The organism is Desulfoplanes sp., assembly GCF_054921335.1.
Window position 1 is genome coordinate 1 of record NZ_JBUDSQ010000118.1, and the last position, 5,031, is coordinate 5,031.

5 protein-coding genes are annotated in these 5,031 nt (G+C 50.4%); all 5 read left to right on the forward strand.

What is annotated here, in order from left to right; translation table 11 throughout:
• Nucleotides 1–364: four helix bundle protein (locus tag ACY692_RS13965; RefSeq protein ID WP_462325991.1), on the forward strand; the 364-nt coding region annotated here is incomplete at its 5' end.
• Nucleotides 365–450: 86 nt separating this feature from the next.
• Nucleotides 451–2,154, forward strand: coding sequence for a DUF4209 domain-containing protein (locus ACY692_RS13970; RefSeq protein WP_462325992.1), 1,704 nt, complete (start codon nt 451–453; stop codon nt 2,152–2,154).
• Between the two features lie 74 nt (nt 2,155–2,228).
• Complete coding sequence (locus ACY692_RS13975) at nt 2,229–3,386, forward strand: AAA family ATPase (RefSeq protein ID WP_462325993.1); 1,158 nt, start codon at nt 2,229–2,231, stop codon at nt 3,384–3,386.
• A gap of 86 nt (nt 3,387–3,472) precedes the next feature.
• Nucleotides 3,473–4,165 carry a hypothetical protein gene (locus ACY692_RS13980; protein ID WP_462325994.1) on the forward strand — a complete coding sequence of 231 codons (693 nt, stop codon included), beginning with the start codon at nt 3,473–3,475 and terminating at the stop codon, nt 4,163–4,165.
• Between the two features lie 343 nt (nt 4,166–4,508).
• Nucleotides 4,509–4,973, forward strand: coding sequence for a sugar transferase (locus ACY692_RS13985; protein WP_462325995.1), 465 nt, complete (start codon nt 4,509–4,511; stop codon nt 4,971–4,973).
• Nucleotides 4,974–5,031: the final 58 nt, after the last annotated feature.

A 5,031-nucleotide genomic window follows, 5' to 3' on the forward strand; every position in this document is an offset into this window, starting at 1 on the left:
GGGAAAGGGGGGATTTCGGGAATTGCTTGTTTGGCAGAGGTCCAAGGCTCTTGCTGTTGAGATTTATCGGTTGACGAGTTGTGGGGCGGTGGCGAAGGATTTTGGGTTGAAGGACCAGATGCGGCGGTGTGCGGTGAGTGTGCCGAGTAATATCGCCGAGGGGGATGAGCGGTTTTCGGATAAGGAGGCTGTTCGGTTTTTCTATATCGCCAAAGGGTCTCTGGCTGAATTGCGGACGCAGTTTGAAATCGGGCATGAGATTGGATATTTTGATGTTCGGACATTTGGTTCGATTGATGCGGAATGTTGTGAGATTGGGAATATGTTGGGTGGGTTGATTCGGGTTAGGAAGGGGAAAGGTTAGAGGCGAGAGGCGAGAGGCGAGAGGCGAGAGGCTAGGGGCTAGAGGCGGGCGGCGAAGTTGTTGAGACGCCGGAGAGAGGTGGTGTCATGTTGTTTGAAGAGTATTTAAAGAGTGGGGATGCTCGTTTAGTCGAAGTTTTTGCTGTGCATGAGCAAAGCAGGAGCGACGCGTTTGAGTGTTTAAGCCCTTCGGTGCTCAAGGTGCTTGGCGAGGATGACCTGCTCCAGATTGAAGAGAAAGCGTTGAGATTTGGTTTGGATTGTGAACAGGCCATGGCTGCTTTGCTGTTGTGGTTGGGAAGAGGTGGAAAGAATCAGGATATGTGTATCTCTTTTGTGCAGGCGATGCAGAATTATTTTGATTCCTGTTCCTGGTACGATGATGAGCCGCTTGTGCTGCACTTTGTTTTGAATTCATTTTCCTATTATTTTCCACTTAGATCGTTAAAGCACTGCTCTGATGAGGATAAAAGAGAGGTTGACAGCCTCGTACGATGTATATCGAATCATATCCATGAACGGATTGGTGAAAAATTCGACCTTACTTCTCTTTGTGAGTACTGGGTTCTCAAGGCCTTGTATCCGCTTTTTGATACCAGGAAGGGCAATGTTCCTGGTCTGGATCATTTTCAAAATGTAGTGCAGGAGCTTTTTAGCTGTTACATCAAATGCGATGATCTGTTTCATGCAGAGTGGATTATCAGGGATATGCAGGAATGCAAGGCCCTTTGTTGGCCGGATCTCAATGCGAATAGGGAGCAGCTGGCTTTGTCGTTGCTGCAGAATACGGAAAACGATTGCAGCCTGCGAGGATTGATTGCGGCGCGCCAGGCTGCCGCAATATTTGAGAAAATTTCTGATCGACCGGCATATGATCAAGCCATGTGCGTGGTGCGGGATATTACCGAAAACCTGACCTTTGATGAATTGTATAATCGGGTTCCGGATGAGCTGCAGGCGATGCTGGATAAGAGGCGGAAGAAGTCGGTTCAATTTTTGGAGCAGGAGAAAAAGAGATCGAATTGCTTCGATTGCCTCGAAGTGCTGTTTGGGACTGTTCGATTTCCGAGTAAGAGTGCGGTTCAGGAAAGTGCTTCGAACGGTCTCCCGCTTTCATATCATATTGCTCAAATCCAGACCATGACTAAGGGCAGGCAGGGGACAGTTGGTTGCTCTGAAAAAGAAGATGAAAAGCAAAAGGAGCTTGAATCCCATTGGGCATGCAGCCTTTACCTTCATCAGTTACCGGTTGTCACCATTCTTGACATAGAAAATATATGGTGCTGGATTTGTGACAATTTTTCTCATGAAGAGATCCGGGACGCTTTCCTGGCGAAATATCAAGCTTCCATACTGTATGAGACGACAAGATCCGCTCTGGTGGCGGATATGGGAAAAAGACTATGCGAAGGGGACTGGGGCGGCTTTCTGTATCCGGCAGTTCTTCAGATCGAACATTTTCTGCGTCTTTTCCTGCACAAAACTGGGCACAATGTGAGTGCAGGAAATTTGAAGAAGATCGAGAATATTACTATGGGCAGCCTGCTGCGAAAGTTTGAGGATCAGATTTCAGCGCAGTTTGGCGATGATTTCTGGTATTTTCTTTGGATGATGTTCGGGTATGAACATGGACCGAATGTCCGGAATGCCTTAGCTCATGGGCTCGGAATACCCTATCTGAATTTTTCGTACGGTATGCTTTTTATGCATGCACTTGGGTATCTTTGGCATCATGCGCCATTGGTGGTTGGTGTTCGGACCAAAGAGGAGGGGAAAGGGAATAGGCAATAGAGGAGAGGTTAGGGGCTAGAGGCGAGAGGCCGGGGTGGGAAGTGTGAGTTGGAACGTGGTGTGTTGAGGTGCGTATGAGAGTTACTCGGGTTCGGGTTGAGAATTTTAAGTCGCTGGTTGGGTTTGATCTTGAGTTGGCGAAGTTCAGTTGTCTGATCGGGCTTAACGGGGCCGGGAAGTCTACTGTATTGCAGTTTTTTGATTTTTTGGCCCAGCAGTTTTCCGGGGATATGAAGACATGGCTCAGGCAGAGGCACTGGAAACCCGCTGAACTGAATTCCAGGCTGTCTTCCAGGAGTAATATCGAGTTTACGGTGTGCTTGGAGGACGCTCGGGTTCCCATTGAGTGGTGGGGAAGCTTCAACAGGAAAGAGCTTCGTTGTACCAAAGAACGGATTTCGTGGGGCGGGAAGGTGCTTTTGAAAGTGGAAGATGGGCACTATTTCATTTTTGAGTATGTAGACGGGAAGGCGACATCGCCTGCTCGAGGAGGAGAGATCCCCTTTGAGTATCAGGGGTCGATCGTGTCTCAGCTCAAGGAGGACCATCTTCCGAATCCGTTGCGATATGTTAAGAAATTTTTTTTGAAGATCCATGCTCTGGATATGCTTTCGCCTGAACTTTTGCGTCAGCGGACGCGTGAGGCGCAAGGGTCTCTGGGGGTTGGCGGGGAGCGCCTCTCGGCGTTTCTGCATGAACTCGGGAAGGATAAACGCATGAGGATCGCCAGGCGGTTGAAGGATGTGTACCCGCATTTGCAGGAGGTCGAAGTCAAGTCGCTTAAATCGGGATGGAAAGCACTGCACGTTTTCGAATCCTTTGCGGGCAAAAAACTGGATACCGAAGCCCGTCACGTGAATGACGGACTCTTGCGGCTGCTGGCGATTTTTGCCCAGTTAAGCAGTGCCGAAGGGTTCCTGCTCCTGGACGAAATTGAGAACGGCATGAATCCGGAGCTGGTTGAGTTTCTGTTGGACAGCCTTGTTGAAACTCCTGCTCAGGTAATGGTCACGACCCATAGCCCGCTCATCCTGAATTACCTTGAAGATCCTGTTGCCGAGGCCGGTGTTGTGTACTTGTACAAAAATGAGCAGGGACATACCCGGGCCATCCGGTTTTTCGACATTCCCTCCATGAAGGCCAAGCTTCGGGTGATGGGACCGGGGGAGGCGTATGAGGATACACTGTTGGGAGAATTGTATTTGGAGATTCGGGAGTTGCAAGATGGCTAGGGGATAGTGGCTAGAGGCTAGAGAGTAGAGTGGGAGATGAGAGGCTGGTTGTGGCGGAGTGAATTGGTTGGAGTGAGGGGGATGGGATGTTTTTGTTGGTGAGTGGGGAAGGGGCTACTGATATGGGGACGGAGGATGAGCTGGGGCCTATGGCGCGTTTTGTGGATCAGTGGATTGAGCGGCGGTTGCAGTACTCTCTGGTAGAGGCGGATGCTGTGGAGTTGATTCCGGAGACGGTGCTGGCTGTGCACTCGAAACAGTTGAAATCTCTTTCAAAGCGCGGAAAAAAGGTGCCTTCTGAAACCAGATTTTTTTACAAGAATGCTCGGGCCCTGGCTCGTTTGGCTAGTCAGCGGCACAAGGACTGCGGCGGTGATGTCGTGGCGGTTCTTTTTCGGGATGCTGATGGGACTGTCAGTGCCGGCCGGGGAGAGTGGAACGCAAAGCATGACTCCATTCTCAAGGGGTTTGAGGCCGAAACCTTTGATCTTGGGGTTGCTATGGTTCCGAAGCCAAAATCCGAAGCCTGGATTCTCTGTGCCCTTGAGCATCGCTATCAGAACTGCGATCAACTTGAACAGTCTTCAGGAAATGATCGTTCCCCGAACTCATTGAAAAAGCGACTGGAGAGGCTTCTCGGACAGCCTGCAAACCGTACACTTCTTATGGAGAAGGTTGAAAGCGGACAGCTTGAGATGTCGCGGATTATGATGCCGAGCATGGTCGCATTCAAAAAACGTTGTGATGCTGTGCTGGATTTGCTGGGAGTGTCTCTATGAAGATAATAGGCACGCAGCGAGAGGGTGTAGACAAGAGGTGGGGGACAGGGAGAAGGGCGACAAGAACGAGGTCGTAGATCGGAGGTCTGATGTCGGGGGAGGTTCGAGATCGGACTTGATCCGGTATCTCTGCGGTTATGGCATGGCTTTGACGTTTTGGTCACGTCGCGGGCCATCAAGATCCCGGCCAGCGCCGGGATGACGTCTAAAAAGGAAAATCCGGCTCCAAAAGTGACAACTTTTTTGATAATTACCGCGAGCCGTGATGGGTATATTAGGAATGGTAAGATTCGGCGCATGATTGTGGAAACGTTGGGGAAGGCGAGAGGGGGAAAGGGACGCGGTGTTTAAACGAATATTTGATTGTATCGTTACAGCAACCGGATTGATTGTTATCAGTCCGGTTCTTCTTGTTTTGTGCTATCTGGTCCGCAAAAATATGGGTGATCCCATTTTCTTCAGACAGCAACGTCCAGGCCTTCACGGCAAACCCTTTCACATGTATAAATTCCGCACCATGACCAATGCCTGTGACGGTGACGGCTGTCTGCTTCCTGATTGTGATCGGCTGACTCCCTTGGGGCGGTTTCTTCGGTCCACATCTTTGGACGAACTCCCCGAACTGCTCAATGTGCTGCGCGGAGAGATGAGCCTGGTGGGGCCTCGGCCGCTGCTCATGCAGTATCTGGATCGCTATACCCCTGAGCAGGCCAGGCGGCATGAGGTGCGGCCCGGGGTGACCGGATGGGCGCAGGTGAATGGGCGCAATGCGCTTTCGTGGGAAGAGAAGTTCAAAGGACGGTTTTAGGTTTTAAGATTTAGGTTTTAGGGAACAACAAAAGCGAAAAACCCGGAATGAAACGAGA

Excerpts from the sequence above, each read along its gene's own strand:
- ACY692_RS13970 (WP_462325992.1), top strand. The coding sequence starts at position 451 with ATGTTGTTTGAAGAGTATTTAAAGAGTGGGGATGCTCGTTTAGTCGAA.
- ACY692_RS13975 (WP_462325993.1), top strand. The coding sequence starts at position 2,229 with ATGAGAGTTACTCGGGTTCGGGTTGAGAATTTTAAGTCGCTGGTTGGG.
- ACY692_RS13980 (WP_462325994.1), top strand. The coding sequence starts at position 3,473 with ATGTTTTTGTTGGTGAGTGGGGAAGGGGCTACTGATATGGGGACGGAG.